Genomic DNA, 20712 nt, shown 5'->3' with positions numbered 1-20712 from the left:
GTCATTCGCCCCCACCGTTTAATAGTTCGTGAACCAGGAGTCTTTTTGCTTTTTGTTTCATTTGATTTTCTTCCTCAAGTGATATTGTTTCGAGGTATTTTTTTGCCCGCTTATGCTGATACAGCTCGGTCAGGTAAGGCTGAATAGAGACGCTGTCAGCATGGCGCAGCAGCTCACCGACAAAGTGCTCTCCCTCGGCCAATCCCTCATAGTTTTCGGTCAATGCCTGTTCAATTGAATAACGATAAATATATTTCCAGTCTCTGTGATGCATCACCGTTTCATTGACTAGCTGGATAACCTCATCCAGCGATGATTCCCATTCTTCAAGTTTTGATGGCACCCCCGAAATTATCAGCTGCAATAATTCCGGTCCAGCGTTGACTCCGTTATCGGTCACAGTCCGCAAAACAACTGATTCCAGCTGGTGCAGTTCATCACATTCTGATATATCAACAGTTCTTTTGTTGAATTCAAGTGACTGCAGCGGCAGGAACGTCATTGATACACCATGATGAGATAACTCAACGTGATAACAGCCTTTTTTTCCTACTTCTTTGCTGGTCCTGCCCTGGATATTTCCTGGATAGACGACAGGCGGGTCTTTTTTGATGACTTCACGTTGATGGATATGGCCAAGCGCCCAATAGTCAAAGCTCTTATCGGTTAAATCCGATAAACGGAATGGTGCGTAGACATCATGTTCTGTGTTGCTGTACAAACTCCCATGAAGCATTGCAATGTGATACGGAATATCCCCAGAAATAATTTCGTATTCGTCAGCTTTTTTTTCAGTTACAGAACGATTTTCATAGCTGAATCCATAAATGGCAGTTTTTCCAACCCCATTTTTTTGATAAATAAAATGTGTCACACGCTCATCCGGGAAAATAAATACGTTATCGGGATATGTAACCGGATGACTGTTGCCGCGAGTGAAATCATGGTTGCCGTACGATAAATAGACACTGATGTCATGACGTTTCAGTTCCTCAAATGCATTACGCAGCCTGACTTGTGCTTTAAGACTCTGTTTTTCATTATCAAACAGATCACCGACAAGCAGCAGGAAATCAACTTGTTTATCAATTGCTCTCTTAACAAGTAAGTCCAGTGCCTCAAACGTTGAATCTTTCACTTTTTGGAAAATCGCCTCAGGGAGATGTGACAGCCCTTTAAAAGGACTATCCAAATGCAAATCCGCTGCGTGGATAAACGAGATATCTGACATGGGTGCGGGTCATCCTCCTTCCTGCCACTATTGTAGCAAACCCAGCAAGCGAATGCACGTTCGGATCAAGAGGGGGACTTCTGTTTCCAAATATAAAATCTTCTCTCTTCATCCACTTTGTGGTACGTTTAAATAAGCAGGACTTTTTAGGAGGATGCATATGAGAACTTATTTTTTAACCGTTTTTGACAAATCCGGGGAAAGATTGCTTAACGAGACGTTTGAGGCATCGAACAACGATGAAGCGAAGGATATCGGCAGCAAGCGCCTTGACGAAGAGGGGTACGGCGAATATACTCACCGCTGCGTATCACCGGAAGCAAAACTGGTCTTATTTCATCGCTAGTACTTACCTTTCGCAAATACTATCGAATCTAAACAGCTGAAGATGGCATAATGGATGAATCCTTATGCCGCCTTCTTGCTGTTATAAGATTCATGTTATCCGGATACTCACTCTCCTGAATAAACAGTTTTACGGTTTTCTTGAAAAGCTTGCAAACCTTCCTGCTGATCCTTACACATCTTATTGACCTCTGTTTATTATGCCGTATTACAATATCTATTCGTGACGGTGTTCAAAAATCCTGCTTTTTGCTGGAGTAGCCTCTCATAATAAATCCCGCAGCAATAACCACTGCGGGAATGTTTTGTTTATTCATTTGATTCTTCTTCAGGGTTACCGTATAGTTCCTCAAGCGGTTTAGTGATGATACGGCTGACATCATTGATAACAACATTTAAGCGTTGCTCTTCTTCCATTAATTTGGAGATATCCTCATGCTGCTGCACCAGTTCAACAACCTTGCGGGCCTCTTCAACTTCTTCTTCAGAAATCTCCTGTCCCTGCATTTGTTTTTCCTGAAGTTCCATTTGTGTATTTCGAAAGTTGTCAAACATCTTTTTAGCAGATTCATCAGCCATGACAGCATCGTAGGCATCCTTTAACCTTGTGAATTCATCGCTGTTGCGAATTGCTTTTTCTAAATCATATGCACTATCATAAATGTTAGGCACGATAGATCCTCCTTCATTTTTGTCTAAACATACTATAACAAACGTTAGAATCACTGTATACCATTTCATAAATGGCCCAAAAAAAACAAAATTCATTTTTAGTATTCATATATACTGCTATAATGTAATAAAGGACTGGGAAAAGTGGTGTTATGATGATTGAACAATTGCGCAAAATTTTTTCGTCACTTATCTTATACCAGGATGCAGCAGAAGATGAGAAAGAGAAATATCAATGGTTCTGGACGGCAGAGAATAACCTGATTGGCATCGCTGAGCAAGAACTGACGGCAAAAGAAAGCCAATTATTGGGAAGTGTCCTGATTCCTCACACCCTATCAGTTCCAGCAATGACACTTGAAGAAGAATCCTGGTATAACTGCATTCATTGTGACAATACGTCACATGCCACTTCACTAACATATCGCTTCATCCATTTCTCCTTTAAGCGTGAACAAATGGATCCTTCGTCATTTAAGGAAGCCCTGAACGAATTCTTCGGAAAGCTAGTGCCTGTACTATGGGAAAATGATCACGAAGGAGTCATTATTGAGGAAAACGAGGATGAATTCATTTCATATGAAGTCATTATTGATATTTTCATGAGTGATCTGTCCGTGAACATCCATTTTTTCGTCGGACCTTTTATGCATTCACTGGGGGAAGCAGCAAAAGGCTATCAGATGCTGCTGACAGGGACTCACATTGCACGAAAATATTCTGAGAAGGCAGTTATAACTTATATTGAAGCTATTCCCTATATCCTTATAGACCAGTCCAGCGACGACATTCATGCTGATTATGTTCATGCTGTGCTGGCCGACGCTGCAGGTGATGATGACCTTCTAACAACGATTGAAACTTTTATTACCTGTAATTTAAATGTTTCTGTCACAGCCAAAGAGTTATATTTACATCGCAACAGCCTGCAATACCGCCTTGAAAAATTCAAGGATAAAACAGGCGTCGATGTTCGCGATTTCCGCCAGGCAGTCTCAGTTTATATTGCTCTATTATCATTACAGTGAAACTTTATTGACAACATGCACAAACAAGCCTCATCTCTTTGTTCACTTTTGCCATTTACGAGGTCCCCCCAGTTAGCTAGAATAAACATATAAACCGCTTACATATGAGGAGGACAAAATTAAATGGCTGAAATGCGAATGGAACAAATTCATAAGACCTATGACAAAAATGTTCTTGCTGTCGATGACTTCAATCTAGACATTAAGGACAAAGAATTTATTGTCTTCGTCGGACCGTCCGGGTGCGGAAAATCAACCACACTACGAATGATCGCGGGCCTTGAGGAAATTACAGGCGGAGATTTATACATTGACGATAAACGTATGAATGATATTGCTCCAAAAGATCGAGATATTGCAATGGTTTTCCAGAACTATGCCCTGTACCCCCACATGAATGTTTACGATAACATGGCATTTGGGCTGAAGCTGCGCAAATTTAAAAAAGATGAAATTGACCGGCGCGTTAAAAACGCAGCCAATATCTTAGGACTCGAAAACTATCTGGACCGTAAGCCGAAAGCTTTATCCGGCGGGCAGCGACAGCGTGTTGCTTTAGGGCGCGCAATTGTCCGTGATGCGAAAGTGTTCTTGATGGACGAACCATTATCTAACCTTGATGCAAAATTACGTGTTCAAATGCGTGCTGAAATTCAAAAATTGCATCAGCGGCTGCAGACAACAACAATTTATGTAACACACGATCAGACAGAAGCGATGACAATGGCGACACGTCTTGTAGTTATGAAAGATGGCGTCATTCAGCAGGTAGGTGCTCCGAAAGAAGTGTATGACCAGCCTGAGAACATTTTCGTTGGCGGATTCATTGGGTCACCATCCATGAACTTTTTGACAGGCACACTGAAAGATGGCCATTTTGCAAATGAAGACGCCACTATAAAAATACCTGAAGGCAAAATGAAAACATTGCGCGAAAAGGGCTACGTCGATAAAGAAATTATTTTAGGAATCCGACCGGAAGACATTCATGATGAGCCCGCGTTCATTGAAGCGACACCTGAGACAAGGATCACTGTAACGATTGATGTCGCTGAGCTGATGGGTGCAGAATCTTATCTTTATTCGAAATTAGCTGGACAGGACTTCATCGCTCGGGTCGATTCCCGTTCGGATATTACCGGCGGCGAAAAAATAGACCTTGCCTTTGATATGAACAAAGTCCTTTTCTTTGATGCAGAATCTGAAGCACGCATACGTTAACAACGTATTCAATGTATATCTTTCCGTTAGTTGTAAAAAATACCAATAAACGATTGTATAATTTTGAGGGAAGCCTATAAAAGGACTTCCCTCATTTATAAGGGGACAACCCCTTACCTTAAGCCATTTCAATATTATTATTGTCCGCTGAATTGAGATTGAGCTGATTGAACCAGACGCTTTGTGATTTCACCACCGACAGAACCGTTAGCACGGGAAGTTGTGTCAGCACCCAGGTTAACACCAAATTCTGATGCAATCTCAGTTTTCATTTGGTTAAGAGCTTGCTCAGCGCCAGGGACAACCAACTGGTTTGAATTGTTGCTGTTGTTGTTAGCCATGTTTATCACCTCCTGTAAACATTATTGTTAACAGATCCGAAAAACTTATCATGAAAAATCGCTGGTAATTGTTGCTTATAAAAGCAAAGTTGCAAGTGCCATTAAAAAGCCCACTATCGTGATGATAGTGAGCTTGTTTAACATTATTTCGGATATGTCATTTCTTTCGGATCAACGTATTTTTCAAATTCCTCTTCAGTGAGCAATTCCAGCTCAACAGCAGCTTCTTTCAGGGTTGTGTTGTCTGCAAATGCTTTTTTGGCGATTTTTGCTGCATTCTCATAACCAATATGCGGATTAAGCGCCGTCACCAGCATCAAGGAATCCCGCAAATACTTTTCAATTTGTTCAAGCTCTGGTTCAAGACCTTGTACGCAACGCTCATCGAATGACAGCATGCAGTCCGCCAGCAGCTGGCATGATTGGAGGAAGTTATACGCTATAACCGGCTTGAAAACATTCAGCTCAAAATTGCCCTGACTTGCTGCAAACCCGATTGCCGCATCATTTCCCATCACTTGAGTCGCTGCCATTGTAACAGCTTCAGGCTGTGTCGGATTCACTTTCCCGGGCATAATCGAACTGCCGGGCTCATTTGCTGGAATAGTGATTTCTCCGATGCCTGAGCGTGGTCCGCTTGCCAGCCAGCGCACATCGTTGGCAATTTTCATCAAATCAGCAGCGAGACCCTTCAGCGCACCATGAACATGAACCGTGTCATCATGACTTGTCAATGCATGAAATTTATTCGGTGCAGATTTAAATGTTTTGCCGGTTTCTTCAACGATTGCTTTCGTAACAGCTTCTGAAAAATCAGGATGGGCATTCAGGCCTGTTCCGACAGCTGTACCGCCGATAGCCAGGTCCCTGACATAGTCGAGGCTTTCGGAAATCATCGTCTCTGATTTTTCCAGCATGCGATGCCAGCCGCTGATTTCCTGCCCGAGTGTCAGAGGTGTGGCATCCTGCAGGTGTGTGCGGCCAATCTTGACCACATCCTGAAAAGCTTCAATCTTTTCATTCATGGTGTCTTTCAGTGTCTTTACAGCAGGCAGAACATGATCCTCCAATTTTAAAACGAATGCAATATGCATAGCTGTCGGATAGGTGTCATTAGAGCTCTGGGATTTATTGACATCATCATTCGGATGAAGTATCACATCACTGCCTTGCTCTTTCAGCCATTCTGTACCGACATACGCTATGACCTCGTTGACGTTCATATTGGATTGTGTGCCACTCCCGGTCTGCCAAACAACTAGTGGAAAGTGATCATCGAGCTTCCCATCAACAATCTGATCGGCAGCATAACCAATCGCATCTGCTTTTTGTTTATCTAATAAGCCAAGACCATTATTTGCTTTGGCAGCACTTTTCTTAAGAATCGCAAACGCCTGAACTACCTCGGACGGCATCTTTTCGCCGCCGATCGGGAAATTTTGCTTGCTTCGCTGCGTTTGGGCTCCCCAATATTTATCTGCCGGTACTTTCATCTCGCCCAGTGTATCTTTTTCTATCCGGTAATCCATATTTACTGCCTCCTTATGTAAAAAGATGATATAACTTATTTTATTGTAACAAAAGAATGGCAGCGAGTGTTAACGGAAATACGAGATTTTGTCACAGAATGCCGGCTGACACCCCAGTTGATATAAAATGCGACACAAACCAGAAGTTAGCGAGAATCTCTAACGACACAGCTGGAATATACTCGCTTTCCGTGGGCTCACCACAAGCCTCCTCGCTCGCAAAGAACGCTCGCTGTGGGGTCTCTTAGGCTCGCTGTCCCACAGGAGTCTCGCATATTCCAGCTGCTTTTAAGCGTTAAGCAATCCAGTTTTATCTGTCTTAAAATATTTTGTTTTACCAAGATATAGTGAACAAAACTTAGCGGAGGAAATACACGGAGACTTCTGTGGGAGCAGAGGCATAGGTGAGACCCCGCAGTGCGTCAGCACGCGGAGGCTCACCAGCCCCCACGGAAAGCGAAGTGTATTTCCGAAGCGACGTTATTCCACTCAAACTTTACGTCGCAGTTTATGGATTTTGTGTCAAATACAACATTCTATTTAGAAAACGGTCTAATAATAAACCGAGCGCTTAATCTGCTTCGTATAGAAATACCTGACAATCGCAAAGTAAACAATCTGAATCACAGCAAATGTACCAAGGACCAATGCCGCTTCATTAACAAGATTATAATCAAATAAGTGCGACAAGGCGGTCAGGGCAACAGCTCCGTGAACCAAAGCAACAACAATCGGTGTAAAAAACAGGAGCGCCGTCTGCCGATTGATAACTTTTTTCAGTTCGTTATCAGTCAAACCCATTTTGGCAATCGACTTGAATTTATCCTTGTCCTGATCAAGATCAGAATACAGACGGAAGTATAGGAAGCTTCCAGCCGATACAAAAAACACAATACCGATGAACAAACCGATAAACAGAATTGGACCGTAAACTTTATTGATCTGATAAAGGCTATAATCAACAGCCACAAGATTATACCCGCCAATTTCGTTAAATATCGCTTCACCCGCCTGAATCAATGCATCTTCCTGGCCCTTATCCGCCATCCAAGCGGTTGATGTTTCCACAGTATCCGGCTCTGGCAGTCTTTCGTACGCCGTATCACTGACAATATAGTATGAATACATCTCTGGTAACACATGCGATGATTCCAATAATCGATCAGGCTGTATGGTTGTGCCATCCGCCAATTCAACAGGACTATCCATTAACCTGTCCTTTTCACTTTGGGGCGCCAGTACTCTATTGCTGTCTCCAATGACAATTGCCTCATCGTTATCTAGATTTACCTTTCTTTCCCCGAGCATATCTGCAAAACGATTATAGTCGGACTCACTGGTTATCAAGACTTCTCCATCATTTCGGTTGAAATAAGTCAAATCAACCTGACCTGACTCGCCCTCTATGTCATACTCATCCATCTTCTCTTCAATGGCACGAACATCTTCTTCCATATCATTTTCCTTATTATCCTCTGAGGAGGCATACATAAATGAAAATGGGTTCGCTTCTTTCAATCCGCCAGTCAAATAGGATTGAAACCCATACAATGACCCGATGGCACTAAAAGCAACGGTGGAAATGATCGCTACCATGAAAAACGTACGAGCGTTGTCCTTCATCCGGAATGATAAATCCGAGAAAAGCACCATGTTTGTTTTCCGCCAAAAGATACCCTTACTGCCTTTCAAGCGCCGTATCAAATAAACGCTCACTTGGGTAAACAATAAATATGTTCCGATTGTCACCACAATGATGACTGGCAACATGGCCATTACAACCATTTGTCCTTTTACATATAAAGCCGTTGCGTAACCGGCAACAAGCAGCGCCACAGCAAGAATCGCCAAAATGACAGATGCTTTCGGCTCACCTTTCGACTGTTTGTCCGCTTTGATCAAATCAACCAATTTCCGAGTCCGGAGAATGAACGACACGAACAGAGAAATGAACAAAAAGAGGCCAATAAACGAGACAAATGTTACAAGAATGGCCCATAATGGAAAATAAAAATTAAGCGTTTCATCAATAACCAGAGCATTTTCTGCAAGCAAGAGAATTGCCTTGGCAAACACAAGACCTAACAAAACACCGATCAAGGTTGCAAATAAACCGATCAACATATTCTCCATAAAGACCATCAGCCGGATCTGCCTCGTGGACATCCCCTGCATCATTAAAAGGCCAAATTCTTTCTTGCGTGATTGTAAAAATGAACTCATTGAATACAGCACAAAGAAAAAAGAAAATACATAAATAATCCCCCCGGCAACAGCCATACCGTACAATACTTCAGCTCTTATTCCTCCATTAAAGAATGCAGGGTGAAAGGCGAAGATGGCAAATGTGAAAAAGACCATTACCGTGAACAGGCTACTCAAAAAATAGGCAGCATATAAACGCTTGTTACGGATGACATTATTAAGGGCGAACTGACGAAAAGTCACTGTCATCCCCTCCCATCAAAGAAAGCGTGTCAATGATGCTTTGGAAAAACGTCTGCCGGCTTTTACCGCGGTGGATTTCTGAATAGAATCTTCCGTCCCGAATAAAAATGACCCGGTCTGCATAGCTTGCCGCCTGGGGATCATGCGTCACAAGCATCATCGTTGTATCTTCTTTTTTATTAAGCGTCTCTAACATGCCCATAACATCTTTGGATGATTTGGAATCAAGGTTTCCCGTTGGCTCATCGGCAAGAAGCAGTTTCGGCTGATGAATCATCGCTCTGGCAATCGCTGCCCGCTGTGCCTGCCCGCCAGAGATCTCGTGGATTCGCTTACTCATGATACCGGAAATGCTTAGTTTTTCAGCAATCTCCTCAGCTTTCTCTTTCATCTCTTTGACGCGCTTGCCATCCAAGGTGAGCGGCAGTACCATATTTTCCTCTACGGTCAACGTGTGAAGCAGGTTGAATTCCTGAAACACAAACCCCAGTTCACGACGGCGGAACTTCGCCAATTCATTCCGGTTGAGGGTGTGCGGATTGTAATCTTCAATCAGAACTTCACCGGTTGTCGGTTCATCGATAGTGGCCACCATATTCAGAAGCGTCGTCTTACCGCTCCCCGATGGTCCCATTATGGCTGCAAATTCCCCCTTCTCAATTCCCAGATCGACGTTTGATAAAGCGCGATAGGCGACTTTTCCTTCATAGACTTTGCTTACATTTTTTACTTGCAGCATAGTTTTATACCCCTTTCAGCGGGTGTACAGTGCCACCCGAATTATCTCTGTCTATAGTTTATCGCCCTTAACGCTTACAAACGATCGATTGAGCTTTCATTTTCCTTACATTGATGTAATGTTTTGAGCTGGGGAAAAAACAATACGGAAAGTTGTCCCCTTGCCGACGAAACTTTCCATTTCAATCTTGTGCCCCAAATAATCGGTTACTTCTTTGACGAGAAATAACCCCATGCCCGTCGATTCCCTATATTTACGGCCGTTTTCTCCAGTGTAGAACGCACTGAAAATTCGATTTTGGTCTTCTTCAGGGATGCCGACACCAAAATCGGTCACCTCAAAAATGGCAGATGCGTCACGTTCATACAGTGAAATAATCATTTGTCCGCTTATCCCAGCCGAATACTTTACTGCATTTTGAATCAGCTGTGTTATGATGAACAGCAGCCATTTTTCATCTGATTCAACAGTGATAGCGGGACGTTCATTTTCAAGTTTGGGATAGACTTCATTTCGGATAAAAAAACGCTTGTTATCCCTGTTCACGTCTCTAACAAGGTCTTCCAATTTGACCGGTTTAATCCGGAAATCCTCCTCAATCGTACGAAGACGCGCCACGTATAAAACAGTGCTCAACCCCGTTTTAATGCGTTCGGTTTCCTCGCGTATATTCGATGATTCCGGCTCATCTAGATCCTGGGCTGTCAGTTCAATGACCGAAAGCGGTGTTTTCATTTGATGGACCCAGCGATCAATGAACGTCATATGTTCCTCTTTCCGTGCCTCTGTTTCACCAATCCGATGCTCGTACAATCTGTACTGTGATTTGAGCAATTGGTCAAGCGCTTCGGCAATTGGTGCCTGTTCCGTTTGCTGCAACGATTCTTCAAGTGATTCCATTGGTTTTTCAAGCCGATTATAAAACGCGCGGTGTGTGACATAACGGTATACAAGATAACAGCTGAATAGAAAAAGCCCCAGAAAAATTGTATAAAACACCGTTCGAATATCCTGATAGCCATCCAGCCAGAGAATAAGAAAGACAAGTCCAAACTGTACAACCTGTAACCCGATCAATAATTGATGATCTTTGATGAACAGCTTCATGATTCCTCTACTCCATCCCATGTCACATGTAACCGGTACCCTGCTCCCCGGACTGTTTCAACTGCGTTCGTAATTCCAAGTTCCTCAAATTTTTTGCGGACCCGCGTCATATTTACATTGAGCGTGTTTTCATCCACGTAAACCTGATCATCCCATAGCTTTTCCAGTAAATCTTCCCGACCGGCAACACGGGGATACCTGTCCATCAGGCTTTCAATAATATCCGATTCTTTTTTGGTAAGAATCGTTGTATCAGCTCCAAACCGGAGCTCAAGCCGCTCCGGCAACAGCTTCAGCCCTTCCTTTTGCAGGATACGTTCCTGACGTCCTGCCGCATATTCTCCGTAAGCCCTGCGCAATTGACTGCGGATTTTGGCCATCACCACATCCGGATGGAACGGTTTGGTGATAAAATCATCCCCGCCATTTTCCAGTGCCATTACTTGATCCATCTCACCGGTTCGGGCGGAAATGAAAATAACCGGACAAATCGATTCCAGACGAATCTGCCGACACCAGTAAAACCCATCAAAACGAGGCAGATTAATATCCAGCAGCACCAGATCAGGGCCGAACCGGCGAAATGAATCCATCAAGTTTTCAAAGCCATCAGCAGCTAAGACATCATACCCATATTTTTCGATGAAAGTCCGCAAGTAATCGGCTATTTTCGGATCGTCTTCCACAATCATGATCTTTTCCACGTCCATCCCTCATTTCACACGATGTTCTGTTTTGATTATACCATTTAAACAAAATTCATCAGAACAACACGTGTTAGCGGCAATAATACACTTTGTCACAAATTATTAAGTATTTCCATATTTTTTTAGATATTTTTCTTTTATACTATATGAAAGAAAATATAGGCAGGAGGATTTTCATTATGCCTAATATTTGGACACATATGCTGTTTTGTGAAAATGTCATGGATTCGATTGAAAATCCAAATTCATTTTTGCATTATGAAGCATTTATGAAACTGGGGGCACAGGGACCTGATCCATTTTTCTTCCATAATTTTTGGCCGTGGATTCAAGTTAATCCTGTGAACGATTTGGGGTTGAAAATGCACCAGGAAAAATGCGGGAATTTCCTGATGGATTTGATTGATCAAGGAAAAGGCCTAAATGACCAGGTTCAAGCATATATATTCGGGTTCGTGACGCACCACATATTGGATCGCAATGCACATCCGTATATACACTACCGTTCAGGGTATGAAGAAAGTAAACACCAAAAATTAGAAGTACTGATAGACACACTGATGATGGAAAAATATCATCATTTGAAAACGTGGAAAGCAAACGTGGCAAATGAAATAAATGTGGGAGCCAAACTTGATAAGAGCATTGTTAATTTGCTTCATACAGCTATTAAAGACCATTATACCGTAAACAGACTGCATTCTAATCATTATATTCAAAAAGCTTACCGGGACATGAAATTAGCCCTAAAGCTACTGGCTGACCCATACGGATGGAAGAACACACTACTAAAGCCGCTTGTAGCACCCTATTCACACCAGCCGATTAAGGATAATGTTGATTATTTAAATTTAGAACATACAACCTGGTACCATCCGGCAACAAATGAACCTTGTACAAAGAGTTTTATCGATCTGTACAATCAAGCCTGGACGGAAGGTGTTGAAATCATGTCCGAAGTGATTACGTATTGGAACATACGTGACAACACCAGCAAAGCGCACCTTCGTGAGCTGATCGGAAACATTTCATATGATACCGGAAAACCATTGGCATTAAACCTGGATAATAAATACAGTGAACCAATTGTGTGAAAAAATAAACAGGAATTTGCTTTCACGTACCTTTTTATTCTCTAAGGGATCAATGTCCATAAACTGCGACGTAAAGGTTGAGTGGAATAACGTCGCTTCGGAAATACACTTCGCGCGCCTTAGGGCGGCTGGTGAGCCCACGGAAAGCGAGTATATTCCAGCTGCGTCGTTAGAGATTCTCGCTAACTTCTGGTTTGTGTCGCAGTTTATATCAACCGCAAAAAGTTCAATAACACTCATTCCGTGAATCAGCGATCATTTAGCATACTGCTTCGCCTGCTCAACGCCCTTTTCAATATGAACAAACCTTAGCAATATGATACCCGCTATAAAAAATACCAGCAAGGAAACAATACCGAGTCTGCTCGACCCAGTCAACTGACCAATGAATCCAAACAGGAATGGCCCAAAAATGGCTGCGAACTTTGAGGAGATGCCGTAAAACCCAAAGAATTCCGCCTGCTTATTAACAGGGACCATCCGTCCATATATAGATCTGCTCAATGACTGCGCCCCGCCCTGGACCATACCGACACATACAGCAAGCAGATAAAAATGCAGGGCGGACGTCATGAAATAACCAAGGACGACAATCCCGACATAAGCGTATAAAGTTATATAAAGTGCTCGTTTCGCTGTTATTTTGGTCGCGATCCAACCGAAGAGAAATGTAAACGGAATCCCGACAAATTGGGTTATCAGTAGTGCTATAATCAAAGAGTTCGAATCAATACCAATGCCACGGCCATAAATTGTTGCCATTCTAATAATTGTTGAAATGCCATCGTTATACATCCAAAAAGCAATAAGAAAAATCAGCAGATGTTTAAACTGCCTGATTTCTTTAAACGTGTTAACCACCCGTGAAAACCCGATTACCACATATGACTTATCCCGTTTTAACATGGCCTGTTTCTCTTCCTGAATATTTTTAAACAGCGGTATGGAAAAGACGAACCACCATATCCCGACAGAAGCAAATGAGAGCTGGCTCGCAGTTGTTGCATCGGGAATGCCGAATAATGAATAGTTGGTTATCATCACAATATTTATTGCGAGTAAAATACCGCCACCGATGTAACCAAATGCAAAGCCGCTTGCTGATAATTTATCCATCTCATCTTCATCTTTTGCAATATCAGGTAAAAATGCATCATAAAATACATTCGCGCCTGAAAAACCAATGTTTCCGATAATCAGTAAAACAGAAGCAAATATGTATTCCCCTTCTCCCACAAATGCCAGCAGAATACTGGCGATCATACCCATGTAGGCGAAGAAACGCAAAAACTTCTTTTTGGCTGCAGAATAGTCGCTGATAGCGCCCAATATCGGTGCTAAAACGGCTACGATTAGGACAGCGATTGACTGGGAGTATCCCCAATAACTTTCTGCCAGGTTTTCTTCCAATCCGACAGCAGCCACATCATAATAAAAAACCGGAAGAACTGCAGCCATAATGGTTGTAGCAAAAGCGGAATTTCCAAAATCATATAACATCCAGCTTAGATTCGTCTTACGCTTCATAACATCTCCCCCTTCCCCAGCATATCAGATTATCCAGGCAACAGTATTAATAATCAGTAAAGTTTTAATAACTCAACTTATAGAAAACATGGCTTATCTCCAGGCTTTAATGACGATAGCCTTAATTGTACTTATGCGATAAAAAAGAATTAATACCTTCTTAGCCGCCAAAAAAAGCCCTGCCTGACACAGGCAAGGCTTTTTGTTGAACCGCAATCACTACTCCCAGATATAATGTCTGTATTCCTTAGATAACTGAGCAAATCTCTCTCTATCACCTGTATCAATGGCTTGGTTGATAGCAGATTCCAATGTCTGTTTATTCCAGGTAAAACACATCTCATCGAGCACTAATTGTGCTGATAGCTTCAATTCAAACGGAACATCCCTTTTGGCTTTCATTGGTTTTCCCGCATAACGATAAAGTTGATAAATCAGTTTTTGCTTTTTCATGGAACATACCCCCTTGTTCCTTTTTTCCATTATCCTAAATAATTTAAATATTTGCAAGTAAAAGTTTTTGGATAATTGAGATTTTTAGAGGGCGTCCTTTACGGTTTAATGTTCCGATACCCCAGAAATCCTGCGATAAGGGCGAAAGCAGCAAGGAGACTCGCAATCCAGCTAATATTGCCTTTCATCATGATTGCAATCACTGGCGGACCGGCCGCAACGCCGATAAAGCGCATAGCACTGTATATCGAGGTAATCACACCACGTACACTCTTCTCCAGACTTTCTGTAATCAAAGCATCCAGACACGGAAGTGCCATGCCGATCCCAGTTCCGCAAACAAGGAAAATGGCCAAAAGATAAAAAGGATGATCAGTGAAAGGGATGACAGCAACCGATGCCCCGGTCAGAATGATTCCAATAAAAGTAACCCATTTCATAACATTCAAGTTATCTTTTATCTTTCTCCCTGTTATAAATGAAGCAATCGATAATGCCAATAATGGTACAGCAAGTAATATCCCTTTCCATATGCCTTCATAATCATACTGTTCTTCAAGGATACTTGATAAATAAAACAAGAAGCCAAATAAAATAAACATTAAAATGGCACCAATTATAAAAACGGCAAACAGCCACCTGCCATGCTCTTTCAGGATATCTTTTGCAAGCCCGAGATATTCTTTGAATTTTGTTTGATTTTCTTCTCCTCCCTTATTTTTAATCATAAAGGCAACCAATAAGACAGAGGCAGCACAAAACACCGGAATTGAATAAAACGGTATATACCAGATCAAAGCGGCAAGTGCTGCTCCAAGAATCGGACTCAGTACTTTCCCGACCGTATTGGATGTTTCGATGATACCAAGGGTTGTGCTCGCTTCCTTATCATCCTTAAACATATCTCCAACAAGCGGCAACACAATTGGAAACGCCCCCGATGAACCGATCCCCTGCAGTATTCTCCCGGCCAAAATAACTAAAAAAGGATTAGCCATCATCTGAGATGCCAGCCCGGCCACCAATCCACCCGCACCAGTAATGATCAGTGCCGGAATAATGACCTTTTTCCTGCCGAATCGATCTGATAAAAATCCAGCAACAGGAATTAAAAAAATAGCGATAACCGAATATGACGTAATAATATAGCTGGATTGCAGCTTTGAAATGCCCAGTTCCTGTTCCATAACCGGCAGTATTGGTATGAGCATCGAATTTCCCAGTGTCATAATTAGCGGGATTGATGCCAATGATATTACCGCCCAGCGTTTTTCCTGTTCCGTAAGTTGCTGCTTCATAATATTTCTCCTTCTTATTTATATAATCACACTAAATTTACTATTTACTTACGGACAAGATTTATTCTTTTTGTTTTTTGACCTGGGGAAACTTACTTCCATCATCCCAAAATATATAACCTTCTCCTCTTAAGTTTCTCTGGACTCATCTTATACAACTTTGTTAGACTGTTATAGCTATAGCAGGAACTGAGGGTCAGCTCAAGAGTAATGGAGGCTTTTCAATGGATCAGGCGGATAATTTGAAGAGAGGCGAAAAAGGTGCCTGGATCAGCATTTGTGCTTATGTTGTTTTAGCTGCAGCTAAACTGATCGTTGGGACGATCGGAAATTCCGAAGCTCTAAGTGCAGATGGTTTGAACAACACGACAGACATTGTTGCTTCAATCGCTGTGTTGATAGGGCTCAAGATTTCGAGGAAACCGCCTGATGATGATCACCATTATGGTCATTACCGGGCAGAAACCGTTGCTTCAATGTTTGCGGCTTTTATAATTGTAACAGTTGGTATCCAAGTTATTATCGACACGTTTGACCAACTGTTTACAGAAGAAACTGCCAGACCCGACATGCTCACAGCGTGGACTGCCCTCGGAGGAGCAGCCGTTATGTTTATCGTATATGTTTACAATGCAGCCCTTGCCCAAAAAATAGGCAGCAGTTCTCTCAACGCTGCCGCCCAGGATAACCGTTCAGATGCTTTAGTAAGTATTGGTGCTTTTGTGGGCATTACCGGCACACAATTCGGTCTTTTTTGGCTCGATCCGCTGGCCGGTCTGATCGTTGGCATCATCATTTGCAAAACCGCATGGGGTATTTTCAGAGAGGCAACACATACACTGACGGATGGTTTTGATGAAAAACAAATCAAGAAAATTAAAGCCAGTATTGCAAAGGTCCCTGAAGTCAAAAAAGTGGTGGATGTCAAAGGAAGAATCCATGGTAACCAGACATTTATTGAAGTCACCATTCTCGTTAACCCTAATTTAAATGTAAAAGAAAGCCATGCCATAACAGAAAAAATCGAGAACTTTCTTCAGGAAAAACATAATATAACCTACGCCCACATTCATATAGAGCCTTATGAATGAAGCTGGGCCATTTCACACAATTAAGAGGCTGGGACACCATTCACATAAAATACGGAGACTGGGGCCGCATTGGTCCTACCCTTCATTTACACCTTCATCACATCGTCAGCAGAAACACTGTCAAAATCGCACCGATGACGACTAAAATAACATTCAAACCAAGATAAGCCAGAGCCACAGCTGCGATTCCGCCCACAAGGCCAATTAATGGATGATCAGGTATTACACTTAGAATACCGGGAAAAATAAGCGCCCCCAGCGCTGCAAACGGAACAGCATTCAGCCAGCGATTCACCCAATCACGGAACTGCAGCTTATCCACAACGAATGCCGGTATTGCTCTTGGAATCATGGTTACAAGTGCCATACCGATAATAATAGCCCAAATCATGACGCATCCTCCTTCAGCAAAAATACGCCGCTTAACCCACCAAACACAGTTCCAAACACGATTGCCCAGCCTTCACTCATAAATTGGCTGCAAATAACGTTAATCAGCATGGCGATAACTGCAACGAGTCCAACACGCCATTCTTTTTTCACCGGCGGGATAAGAAGACCGATAAACATGGCGTACAACGCTATGCCCATGCTTTGACTTAATTGCTCAGGAATGATTTCACCTAAAACACCGCCTAAAAAAGAACCCATAATCCATGAAAAATACGCTGTTAAAATCAGGGCAGCATAAAAATAAGCACCTTTTTCCATTTTTGCTTCTTTTGTATGTAAAGACGAAACGGCAAATGTTTCATCCGTCAATCCCAGCGATAAAGGCACTTTCCACTTCAGGTTAAGGTTCCGCAGCCGGTTCATGAATGATAAACTCATCACAAAATGACGGAAATTGAGGACAAATGTTGCAACAATAATTTCGACTGCGCTGGCGCCAACAGCAATCATATTCGCCCCCATAAATTGACTGGCGCCTGCAAAAACCATCACGCTCATTAAAGTTAATTCAGTCAATGTCATCCCGGCCTGTTTTGCCAACACCCCATATGTAATGGCGATTGGCAAATACCCGAGCATGATTGGGAAACCCACTGTCATTCCCTTTCGAATCATGTAGAGTCTTGGGGATGATTTTTGCTTTTCTAATACGTCTGTATTCATTCCCGTCCCCTCCCCCGCATAAAAATTAAACCAATTATAACCTATTTCATCTTAAAGAAAAAGAGATTGAATTCAGAAAAAATACACATTGACAACTCATCAACATACCATGTATAGTAATATTTTAATCGAATAGTGAAATCCGTGAATGCAAAGTAGAAGACTTTCCAGGCAGCTAGCAGAGACGGGGGAGCTGGTGAAACCCCTGGCAGGAAAAATTCGAATTACACATTCAGACTTAACGGATATATTTTCTTGAGTGGATGAGTTTTTCTGAATAAAAATCACGCCATCGTGAGAAATCAGGCAGGGGTGTCTGGTATTCATGAAATGACGCTCATCAATCAGGGTGGTAACGCGGAGAACAGGCTTCGTCCCTATTTGAGGATGGGCCTTTTTTATTTAGATAAAAGGAGGCGTTCAAGATGTTTACGGTCCAGCCGAAATATCATCCGGCACTTATTGAATCGATCATATTTTTCATATTAACCATTGCACTGATCAGCTATTTTCTTATCGGCCTTGGTACAGCACCGCACATCCCTATCCTGATTGCCGTGTTCCTGACCGTTATGTATGGACTCATTCGCAAGATATCGTTCAAAGACCTTGAAGCAGGCATGATTGAAGGTGCCAAATCCGGTATGGCCGCCATTTTCGTGTTTCTGCTGATTGGGGTGTTAATCAGCAGCTGGATGATAAGCGGAACAATCCCAGTCTTAATAAGTACCGGTTTTGCATTTATTGGCAGTGCGTGGTTTTATGCAATTGTCTTTGCCGTTACGGCTATTATTGGAGTATCGCTTGGCAGTTCACTGACAACCACCGCAACAATTGGTGTCGCCTTTATCGGAATGGGGAACGCCATGGATGCGTCAATGGCGATAACCGCAGGAGCGATTGTTTCCGGGGCATTTTTCGGTGACAAAATGTCGCCGCTGTCAGACACAACCAATCTGGCTTCCACTATTGTTAAAGTGGATTTATTTGATCACATCAAACATATGAGTCTGACAACTATTCCGGCATTTTTGATTTCATTTATTTTATTTGCGCTTCTGTCACCAAATGAAGCCATTAGCGTTGAAAATCTTGAATCATATATGACCAGCCTGGAGAGCACCGGCCTGATGTACTGGACATCATGGATACCGCTCATAATCCTTGTATTGGCAACAGTCTTCAGGGTGCCGGCGTTCATTTCACTGGCTGTCAGCAGTGTGATTGCAACGCTGCTTGCCCGGATAACCAGCAGTCTTTCATGGTCTGACATATGGGGGATCTGGTTCAACGGCTACACCGCTTCAACCGGTTTTGATCCAGTCGACAACTTATTAACGAAAGGCGGCATCAACAGCATGCTGTTTACCATTTCCCTTGTCATTCTGGCACTCGGATTTGGCGGTTTACTGTTTGTCACCGGGATCATTCCAACCATATTGTCATCCTTCAAGGAAAAGCTGCGAAAGGTACGTGCGATTATCGCATCTACCGCAGCAACAGCACTCGGTGTCAATGTGCTGATCGGTGAACAGTATCTTTCCGTTATGCTGACAGGCGAAACTTTCAAAGGCGTCTATCAGCAGGCAGGGTTATCCAACAAGGTTCTTTCGCGTACGCTGGAAGATGCCGGGACCGTCATCAACCCGCTCGTTCCCTGGAGTGTCTGTGGCGTATTTATAGCTGACGTTCTCGGTGTCCCGGTACTGACTTACTTGCCGTTTGCATTCTTCTGTCTGCTTAGTCCAGTTATCACGGTATTGTTTGGCGGACGTTCACTGAAAAGATAACCAGACAGACATCAAATGGAGCTTCATCTTCTGGTAGAAGAATTCTTTTTCGAGCCGAAGTTTTCATTCTCCGGGAGGAGTCCCCCCATTTCCGACTGAAGTTCTCACTCTCGGGAAGAAGTTCTTGTTCTTAAGCTGAAGTATTGCTTCCAGCCCAGACAATAATAACCCCCTTCTGTCAAGGGGGACTTCATTTCAGTATTTCCTTTAATTTACGCAATCCTTCAAGAAGTCTTGGTGATGGCCGGCAAAAAAGTGATTCTTCGAGAACGTGAATGTTATTTTCCCGGACAGCTTGCATCTCCTCCCAACCAGGCCGTCTACGCACAAGTTCAGGACGCATTTTGGACTCCTTCACCCCTACCCACACCATGCAAATGTGGTCGGGTTCACGTGCTTTAACATCCTCCCAGTCTGTCTGAATACTTGCTTCCTCTTCATTCTCAAAAATATTTCGAGCACCTGCCAGACGACTAATTTCCGTCAGCCAGTTAACGCTCCCAGGTGTGAAAACAGGCTTTGGCCACCATTCCCAATATAAGGAAGGCCGATGTGCTTTTTCCGCGGCCCGCTCACGGAATTGTTGTACCTCTTCACGGAAAGCGGCCGCTTTTTCCGCACCAAGCTGTTTTTCTCCCAACGCATTGCCGACCGTTTCGATATCATCTGCAATCTCTTCCAGTGAATTGGGATTCAATATGATATAAGGCAGCTTTCGTTCATCGAGTGCTTCAATATTTTTCTCCATACCGGGGACACTCATCGAGGCCAGCACTAAATCAGGATTTAATGCCTCTACTTTATCCATATCAATCGACAGATCCGGACCAACTTTCGGCAATTGCAACACTTCCAAAGGCCAGTCGGAGAAGTTGTCAACACCTGCGAGCAAGTCAGTTCTTCCAAGGTATTCCACAATTTCTGTATTGCTGGGACAAATCGAAACAATTCGCATAAACTGCTCTCCCTTCGCAA

20 protein-coding genes are annotated in these 20712 nt (G+C 42.8%); 6 read left to right on the top strand and 14 right to left on the bottom strand.

What is annotated here, in order from left to right:
• Window position 1: 1 nt before the first annotated feature.
• The gene (locus ON01_RS04740; protein WP_010529858.1) at window positions 2-1231 is read right to left on the bottom strand and encodes a metallophosphoesterase family protein; all 1230 of its coding nucleotides are present in this window, start codon (window positions 1229-1231) and stop codon (window positions 2-4) included.
• 160 nt (window positions 1232-1391) lie between these two features.
• Between ON01_RS04740 and ON01_RS04735 the strand changes: the two genes are divergently transcribed.
• Window positions 1392-1577 carry a YhzD family protein gene (locus tag ON01_RS04735; RefSeq protein ID WP_010529857.1) on the top strand — a complete coding sequence of 62 codons (186 nt, stop codon included), beginning with the start codon at window positions 1392-1394 and terminating at the stop codon, window positions 1575-1577.
• Window positions 1578-1885: 308 nt separating this feature from the next.
• On the opposite strand, the gene ON01_RS04730 is transcribed toward ON01_RS04735, so the two are convergent.
• Window positions 1886-2248: a YlbF/YmcA family competence regulator gene (locus ON01_RS04730; protein ID WP_010529855.1), complete on the bottom strand. Its 363-nt coding sequence runs from the start codon at window positions 2246-2248 to the stop codon at window positions 1886-1888.
• A 155-nt stretch (window positions 2249-2403) separates the two neighbouring features.
• Between ON01_RS04730 and ON01_RS04725 the strand changes: the two genes are divergently transcribed.
• Complete coding sequence (locus tag ON01_RS04725) at window positions 2404-3276, top strand: PucR family transcriptional regulator (RefSeq protein WP_029328986.1); 873 nt, start codon at window positions 2404-2406, stop codon at window positions 3274-3276.
• 123 nt (window positions 3277-3399) lie between these two features.
• Window positions 3400-4497: an ABC transporter ATP-binding protein gene (locus tag ON01_RS04720; RefSeq protein ID WP_010529853.1), complete on the top strand. Its 1098-nt coding sequence runs from the start codon at window positions 3400-3402 to the stop codon at window positions 4495-4497.
• A 137-nt stretch (window positions 4498-4634) separates the two neighbouring features.
• Here the strand turns inward: ON01_RS04720 and ON01_RS04715 are convergent, their stop codons facing one another.
• The 6 genes from ON01_RS04715 to ON01_RS04690 all read right to left on the bottom strand — a co-directional run bounded on the left by ON01_RS04715 (window position 4635) and on the right by ON01_RS04690 (window position 11365).
• Window positions 4635-4838, bottom strand: a complete 204-nt coding sequence (locus ON01_RS04715; RefSeq protein WP_010529852.1) for an alpha/beta-type small acid-soluble spore protein — start codon at window positions 4836-4838, stop codon at window positions 4635-4637.
• 143 nt (window positions 4839-4981) lie between these two features.
• Window positions 4982-6367 (bottom strand): class II fumarate hydratase, encoded by a 1386-nt coding sequence (gene fumC / locus ON01_RS04710; protein ID WP_010529851.1) that lies wholly within the window; start codon window positions 6365-6367, stop codon window positions 4982-4984.
• Window positions 6368-6919: 552 nt separating this feature from the next.
• Complete coding sequence (locus ON01_RS04705; protein WP_010529850.1) at window positions 6920-8815, bottom strand: FtsX-like permease family protein; 1896 nt, start codon at window positions 8813-8815, stop codon at window positions 6920-6922.
• Window positions 8790-9554 carry an ABC transporter ATP-binding protein gene (locus tag ON01_RS04700; RefSeq protein WP_010529849.1) on the bottom strand — a complete coding sequence of 255 codons (765 nt, stop codon included), beginning with the start codon at window positions 9552-9554 and terminating at the stop codon, window positions 8790-8792. Before ON01_RS04700 ends, ON01_RS04705 begins: the two co-directional genes overlap by 26 nt.
• 105 nt (window positions 9555-9659) lie before the next feature.
• Window positions 9660-10661, bottom strand: coding sequence for a sensor histidine kinase (locus ON01_RS04695; protein WP_010529848.1), 1002 nt, complete (start codon window positions 10659-10661; stop codon window positions 9660-9662).
• The gene (locus ON01_RS04690; protein ID WP_010529847.1) at window positions 10658-11365 is read right to left on the bottom strand and encodes a response regulator transcription factor; all 708 of its coding nucleotides are present in this window, start codon (window positions 11363-11365) and stop codon (window positions 10658-10660) included. The genes ON01_RS04695 and ON01_RS04690 overlap by 4 nt, the downstream gene beginning before the upstream one ends.
• Window positions 11366-11547: 182 nt before the next feature.
• On the opposite strand from ON01_RS04690, the gene ON01_RS04685 reads away from it, so the two are divergent.
• Window positions 11548-12462, top strand: a complete 915-nt coding sequence (locus tag ON01_RS04685) for a zinc dependent phospholipase C family protein (RefSeq protein ID WP_010529846.1) — start codon at window positions 11548-11550, stop codon at window positions 12460-12462.
• A gap of 255 nt (window positions 12463-12717) precedes the next feature.
• On the opposite strand, the gene ON01_RS04680 is transcribed toward ON01_RS04685, so the two are convergent.
• The 3 genes from ON01_RS04680 to ON01_RS04670 all read right to left on the bottom strand — a co-directional run bounded on the left by ON01_RS04680 (window position 12718) and on the right by ON01_RS04670 (window position 15740).
• Window positions 12718-13989 carry an MFS transporter gene (locus tag ON01_RS04680; protein WP_010529845.1) on the bottom strand — a complete coding sequence of 424 codons (1272 nt, stop codon included), beginning with the start codon at window positions 13987-13989 and terminating at the stop codon, window positions 12718-12720.
• 219 nt (window positions 13990-14208) lie between these two features.
• Entirely contained in the window at window positions 14209-14442 is a 234-nt protein-coding gene (locus tag ON01_RS04675) for an IDEAL domain-containing protein (protein ID WP_010529844.1), read from the bottom strand.
• A 98-nt stretch (window positions 14443-14540) separates the two neighbouring features.
• A complete protein-coding gene (locus ON01_RS04670) occupies window positions 14541-15740 on the bottom strand; it encodes an MFS transporter (protein WP_010529843.1) in 1200 nt (399 codons plus the stop codon).
• Window positions 15741-15964: 224 nt separating this feature from the next.
• Here ON01_RS04670 and ON01_RS04665 point away from each other — a divergent pair, with 224 nt between their 5' ends.
• A complete protein-coding gene (locus tag ON01_RS04665; protein WP_010529842.1) occupies window positions 15965-16831 on the top strand; it encodes a cation diffusion facilitator family transporter in 867 nt (288 codons plus the stop codon).
• A gap of 97 nt (window positions 16832-16928) precedes the next feature.
• On the opposite strand, the gene ON01_RS04660 is transcribed toward ON01_RS04665, so the two are convergent.
• Window positions 16929-17222, bottom strand: coding sequence for an AzlD domain-containing protein (locus tag ON01_RS04660; RefSeq protein WP_010529841.1), 294 nt, complete (start codon window positions 17220-17222; stop codon window positions 16929-16931).
• Entirely contained in the window at window positions 17219-17947 is a 729-nt protein-coding gene (locus ON01_RS04655) for an AzlC family ABC transporter permease (RefSeq protein ID WP_010529840.1), read from the bottom strand. The genes ON01_RS04660 and ON01_RS04655 overlap by 4 nt, the downstream gene beginning before the upstream one ends.
• A gap of 425 nt (window positions 17948-18372) precedes the next feature.
• On the opposite strand from ON01_RS04655, the gene nhaC reads away from it, so the two are divergent.
• Window positions 18373-19737, top strand: a complete 1365-nt coding sequence (nhaC, locus tag ON01_RS04650) for a Na+/H+ antiporter NhaC (protein ID WP_010529839.1) — start codon at window positions 18373-18375, stop codon at window positions 19735-19737.
• Window positions 19738-19927: 190 nt separating this feature from the next.
• Here nhaC and ON01_RS04645 read toward each other — a convergent pair whose 3' ends face one another.
• Entirely contained in the window at window positions 19928-20692 is a 765-nt protein-coding gene (locus ON01_RS04645; protein ID WP_010529838.1) for a cobalamin-binding protein, read from the bottom strand.
• Between the last annotated feature and the right edge of the window lie 20 nt (window positions 20693-20712).

It is taken from the genome of Lentibacillus jeotgali, from assembly GCF_000224785.1.
Classification (GTDB): Bacteria; Bacillota; Bacilli; order Bacillales; family Amphibacillaceae; genus Lentibacillus; species Lentibacillus jeotgali.
This window is presented reverse-complemented; position numbering and strand designations above follow the sequence as displayed.

Excerpts from the sequence above, each read along its gene's own strand:
- ON01_RS04740 (WP_010529858.1), bottom strand. The coding sequence starts at position 1,231 with ATGTCAGATATCTCGTTTATCCACGCAGCGGATTTGCATTTGGATAGT.
- ON01_RS04735 (WP_010529857.1), top strand. The coding sequence starts at position 1,392 with ATGAGAACTTATTTTTTAACCGTTTTTGACAAATCCGGGGAAAGATTG.
- ON01_RS04725 (WP_029328986.1), top strand. The coding sequence starts at position 2,404 with ATGATTGAACAATTGCGCAAAATTTTTTCGTCACTTATCTTATACCAG.
- ON01_RS04720 (WP_010529853.1), top strand. The coding sequence starts at position 3,400 with ATGGCTGAAATGCGAATGGAACAAATTCATAAGACCTATGACAAAAAT.
- ON01_RS04715 (WP_010529852.1), bottom strand. The coding sequence starts at position 4,838 with ATGGCTAACAACAACAGCAACAATTCAAACCAGTTGGTTGTCCCTGGC.
- fumC (WP_010529851.1), bottom strand. The coding sequence starts at position 6,367 with ATGGATTACCGGATAGAAAAAGATACACTGGGCGAGATGAAAGTACCG.
- ON01_RS04700 (WP_010529849.1), bottom strand. The coding sequence starts at position 9,554 with ATGCTGCAAGTAAAAAATGTAAGCAAAGTCTATGAAGGAAAAGTCGCC.
- ON01_RS04695 (WP_010529848.1), bottom strand. The coding sequence starts at position 10,661 with ATGAAGCTGTTCATCAAAGATCATCAATTATTGATCGGGTTACAGGTT.
- ON01_RS04685 (WP_010529846.1), top strand. The coding sequence starts at position 11,548 with ATGCCTAATATTTGGACACATATGCTGTTTTGTGAAAATGTCATGGAT.
- ON01_RS04680 (WP_010529845.1), bottom strand. The coding sequence starts at position 13,989 with ATGAAGCGTAAGACGAATCTAAGCTGGATGTTATATGATTTTGGAAAT.
- ON01_RS04675 (WP_010529844.1), bottom strand. The coding sequence starts at position 14,442 with ATGAAAAAGCAAAAACTGATTTATCAACTTTATCGTTATGCGGGAAAA.
- ON01_RS04670 (WP_010529843.1), bottom strand. The coding sequence starts at position 15,740 with ATGAAGCAGCAACTTACGGAACAGGAAAAACGCTGGGCGGTAATATCA.
- ON01_RS04665 (WP_010529842.1), top strand. The coding sequence starts at position 15,965 with ATGGATCAGGCGGATAATTTGAAGAGAGGCGAAAAAGGTGCCTGGATC.
- ON01_RS04660 (WP_010529841.1), bottom strand. The coding sequence starts at position 17,222 with ATGATTTGGGCTATTATTATCGGTATGGCACTTGTAACCATGATTCCA.
- ON01_RS04655 (WP_010529840.1), bottom strand. The coding sequence starts at position 17,947 with ATGAATACAGACGTATTAGAAAAGCAAAAATCATCCCCAAGACTCTAC.
- nhaC (WP_010529839.1), top strand. The coding sequence starts at position 18,373 with ATGTTTACGGTCCAGCCGAAATATCATCCGGCACTTATTGAATCGATC.
- ON01_RS04645 (WP_010529838.1), bottom strand. The coding sequence starts at position 20,692 with ATGCGAATTGTTTCGATTTGTCCCAGCAATACAGAAATTGTGGAATAC.